Source organism: Allocoleopsis sp., from assembly GCF_036703385.1.
Classification (GTDB): Bacteria; Cyanobacteriota; Cyanobacteriia; order Cyanobacteriales; family Coleofasciculaceae; genus Allocoleopsis.
In genome coordinates this window covers 1-4,417 of the sequence record NZ_DATNPA010000805.1, presented here as the reverse complement: position 1 = coordinate 4,417, position 4,417 = coordinate 1, and the positions used below count along the sequence as shown (strand labels likewise).

Genomic DNA, 4,417 nt, shown 5'->3' with positions numbered 1-4,417 from the left:
AGTAACCTTTAGCTTACTTCAGCTTTGAACCTGAAATTTATTTCAAGGCTCTTATGTCAGTGACATTCAGGTTAAGTCAGTGCCACTCAGCTAAGCTGCAATGTAAACGCTTACCGTCCCGCGATCGCGATCGCAACTCCAGCCATACCCGCATAGCGCATTGCTCCCGGACTAAGCTGAGTTTGCCTCAAGTTCCGCCAAGCTGGCAGCAGAAGTAAGGATGCGATCGCAAGGCGAGATGCAGCCAGGAATAAACTAAATCCTACCCGATTTACCCCAGCAGGAGCGTCAGTCTTCATTGCTAACCGAATAAAAATTGCCGCCGTCGAAACGGCAAAGACACCAGCCACTAAAACCAATCCAACCTGCCACTGAAGCGGCTGTTTGAGAATTCTCATGTATATGTTCAAACATAGGAAAGTTAAACTGAGATCAAAGATTCAGTGCGAGGAGATCAGAAATACCCCGTGATTTACTCATCTTCATCCCCATAACTGCCAAGGTTTCCACTTTAAGAAGGCACTACAGCATAAATTTTAGTAGGGGAGCATCTGGCAGTTTAACAATTAACCTGTTGCCAGGAGTAACAAGAGACTAATGTTACAGAGTTCTCTGACCAGTCGGGTATCTAAACCCTTCAAAAGGATGCCCTTGCGCATCATCCTTGTGGTGCCTTTCGTTATCCAAATTTTTGCAGCCGTGGGGTTGACAGGGTGGCTTTCGTTACGCAACGGAAAGACTGCCGTCAACGAAGTCACCACCCAATTACGCCGTGAAGTCACATCCCGCATCCAGCAGCATCTAAACACTTACTTAGAAACGCCCCATTTGGTCAATGCGCTCAGCGTCGATGCCATTCGCCGCTTCGGGCTGTGGAATCCCGATGACATGAGTGCCATGAGAAGCTACTTCTTCTGGCAACTAAAGCAATTTCCCAGCGTAAATTATATTAGTTTCGGAGGAGAGAAAAAAGAATATGCGGGCGCTGGATATAAGCCAGATGATGGCACTCCTGTTATTGAAATTACCGATAAATCGAGCAATTTTATTAACACGCTCATCAGTGTCGATAACGAGGGCAATCCAACTCAGCAAAAGGAAAGCAACCCCAACTACGATCCCCGTGTCCGACCCTGGTACAAAGCTGCCAAGAAAGCAGGCAAACCGCAGTGGAATCAAATTTACCAATACTATATCCAAGCGAACCTGGGCATCTCGGCTAGCCAGCCCGTTTATGACAAAGCAGGTACGTTCCGGGGAGTCGTAAGTACCGATTTATTTCTCTCAAAAATCGGTGACTTCCTGCAAAGTTTGAAAATTGGTAAGTCAGGAAAGACCTTCATCATAGAACGCTCTGGAGAACTCGTGGCGTCTTCCACCTCTGAGAAGCCATTCCTCAAAAGCTCCGATGCTAAGGAAGCGAGACGACTCAAAGCGATAGAAAGTAGCGTACCTTTGATTCACTTCACAGCACAACATTTGACAGAACGCTTCGGCAACTTCACCCAAATTAACAGCAATCAGCAACTTGACTTCATGCTGGCGGGAGAGCGGCAATTCGTGCAAGTCATGCCCTTCAAAGACGGTCGAGGTTTGGATTGGCTGATTGTGGTGGTTGTTCCAGAAGCCGACTTTATGCAGCAAATCCATGCCAACACCCGTACCACTATCCTGCTGTGTTTGGGCGCATTAGTGCTGGCTACCTTACTAGGAATCCTCACCTCCCGCTGGATTACCCACCCCATTTTTCGTTTGAGTGAAGCATCTGCGGACATCGCCAGTGGTCAATTAGACCAAAAAGTTGAGGTGGAAAGCATAAATGAACTGGGGATTCTGGCGAAATCTTTTAACCAGATGGCACAGCAGTTGCAAGAGTCTTTTGCCGCCCTAGAAAAGACCAATTCCGAGCTAGAAATCCGAGTCGAAAAACGGACAGCACAGTTAAAGGAAGCAACCGTTGCGGCTGATGCTGCCAACAGAGCCAAAAGTGAATTTTTGGCAAACATGAGCCATGAACTAAGAACCCCCCTCAACGGCATCTTAGGTTATGCCCAAATCCTCAAACGCTCAAAAAATTTTACAGAACATGAACTCCACGGTATTGGTATCATTCACCAGTGCGGCTCCCACCTGCTGACCCTGATCAACGACATCTTAGACCTTTCTAAAATCGAAGCGAGTAAATTGGAACTATACCCAACAGATTTTCATCTTCCTGCCTTTTTGCAGGGAGTGGTTGAAATCTGTTGCATTCGGGCTGAACAAAAAGGCATCGGGTTTGTTTACCAACCGTCTCCTAAATTGCCCAGAGGCATCAGTGCTGACGAGAAACGGTTGCGACAGGTACTCATCAACTTATTGGGTAATGCCATTAAGTTTACCGAAACTGGGCAAGTCACTTTCAAGATTGACTTGCTAGAAGAAACACAATTAACTTCACAATCTTCAAGCCAAAATTGCCAAATTCGTTTCCAAATCGAAGACACTGGCGTCGGCATCAGCCCAGAGCAACTGGAAAAGATATTTTTGCCCTTTGAGCAGGTGGGAGACAGCAAGCGTCGGGTGGAAGGTAGCGGACTGGGTTTAGCAATTAGCCAGAAGATGATTCAAATGATGGGCAGTCGCATCCAAGTCAAAAGTCAGTTGGACAAGGGGAGCGTTTTTTGGATCGATTTGAACTTACCTGAAGTATCCAAATCAATCCAGGAAGCTCCAGTTTTTGCTCAAGGCAAGATTATCGGCTTTGCTGGCAGACAGCGGACAATCCTGATGGTCGATGACCGATGGGAAAATCGCTCGGTCATTGTCAATCTGCTAAAACCTATCGGGTTTGCAATGGTAGAGGCAGCAAATGGTCAGGAGGGTTTAGACAAAGCCGCAACGTTTAAGCCCGATTTGATTATCACCGACTTGAGGATGCCAGTGCTGGATGGTTTTGAGATGATGCAGCGTCTCCGGCAATCAACCCAATGGAAAGATGTGCCGATTATTGTCTCATCTGCCAGCGTGTTTGATACTGACCAGCACAAGAGTTTGGACGCGGGTGCCGACGATTTTCTCCCCAAACCCGTGCAGGTCGATAACCTACTCCAGAAGTTAAAGAAGCATTTGGGACTGCAATGGATTTACGAGCCAACAAATGAGGCTCAAAGAATAGGGGAGGAAACTCTTTCATTTCACTCACTCTTGGGGGTACGGGAAGGACTCCACCCTCCAGAACAGTCCTTGCAGACTGCCGAGCTTGTGCCACCTCCGGCAGAAGAACTCGCCCTTTTGTTTGATTCAGCGATGAAAGGTCGCGTCAAAACTCTTCTGGAACAACTGGAGAGACTAGAAAAATTGGATAATAGATTTGTTCCTTTTGTTAAAGAGCTGCGTCAACTCGCCAAAAATTTTCAGATCAAAAAAATTAGAGAATTTATCAAACAATATAGATTGCTTAGTTAGCTTAATACAGTCAGTGAGGAGTGGGTCACTTCCCGGTTAGCTTTAAGATTTTTTCAAAACAGGACAACAATCATGACGTACAGCCCAGACGCAGGCTTCATTTTAATCGTTGATGATACTCCCGAAAATTTGGAAGTGCTATCCGATGCATTGAGCAGTGCTGGCTTGGAAATTGCAGTAGCAACTGATGGTGAAAGTGCCATTGAACAAGTTGCATACGAACTCCCCGATCTGATTTTGTTGGATGTATTGTTACCAGGAATTGACGGGTTTGAAACTTGCCGACAGCTAAAGGAAAATCCCTCAACACACGACATTCCTGTAATCTTTATGACCGCCCTTTCGGATACAGAAGAGAAGGTCAAAGGTCTTTCGCTAGGGGCAGTGGATTACATTACTAAGCCGTTTCAACAAGAGGAGGTGTTAGCCAGGGTAAAACTGCACTTGAGACTGCGTTCCTTGACTAAGACACTCGCCGAGCAAAATGTGCTTTTGAAACAGGAAATCGAAGCACGTACCGCAGCAGAAGCCGCGTTGCACAAGCTCAATATTGACTTAGAAAAACGGGTGATGGAGCGAACGGCTGATCTTTATAAAGCCCTAGATGACCTCAAACAAACTCAAGTCCAACTGGTTCAGCGTGAAAAACTAGCTAGCCTCGGTCAACTAATCGCTGGTGTGGCTCACGAAATTAGTAACCCAGTCAGCTTTATATTCAGCAATTACATTCCCACTAAGGAATACATTTCTGACATCATTAAAATCTTGCGCCTTTATCAGAAGCATTTTCCAACTCCTCCTGCCGAAATCCAAGACGAGTCGGACTCTGTTGATTTAGAGTTCTTGCTAGAAGACTTGCCCAAAATTCTCAACTCGATGAAAGTGGGGGCTGAGAGCCTTTTCAATATTTCCGCATCCCTTCGCAACTTCTCCCGCTTGGATGCATTGAGTCTGATGCCCGTCAATATTC

Annotated in this window: 3 protein-coding genes; 2 read left to right on the top strand and 1 reads right to left on the bottom strand. The window is 46.2% G+C overall.

Translation table 11 applies throughout. From position 1 onward, the window contains the following. Positions 1-110 precede the first annotated feature (110 nt). Complete coding sequence (locus V6C93_RS37290) at positions 111-398, bottom strand: hypothetical protein (protein WP_333481748.1); 288 nt, start codon at positions 396-398, stop codon at positions 111-113. Positions 399-597: 199 nt separating this feature from the next. Here V6C93_RS37290 and V6C93_RS37285 point away from each other — a divergent pair, with 199 nt between their 5' ends. Together V6C93_RS37285 and V6C93_RS37280 are read left to right on the top strand one after the other, a co-directional pair. Further along, positions 598-3,447, top strand: a complete 2,850-nt coding sequence (locus V6C93_RS37285) for a hybrid sensor histidine kinase/response regulator (RefSeq protein ID WP_333481747.1) — start codon at positions 598-600, stop codon at positions 3,445-3,447. Between the two features lie 72 nt (positions 3,448-3,519). Continuing rightward, on the top strand, positions 3,520-4,417 hold an 898-nt coding region (locus tag V6C93_RS37280), incomplete at its 3' end, for a response regulator (protein WP_333481746.1).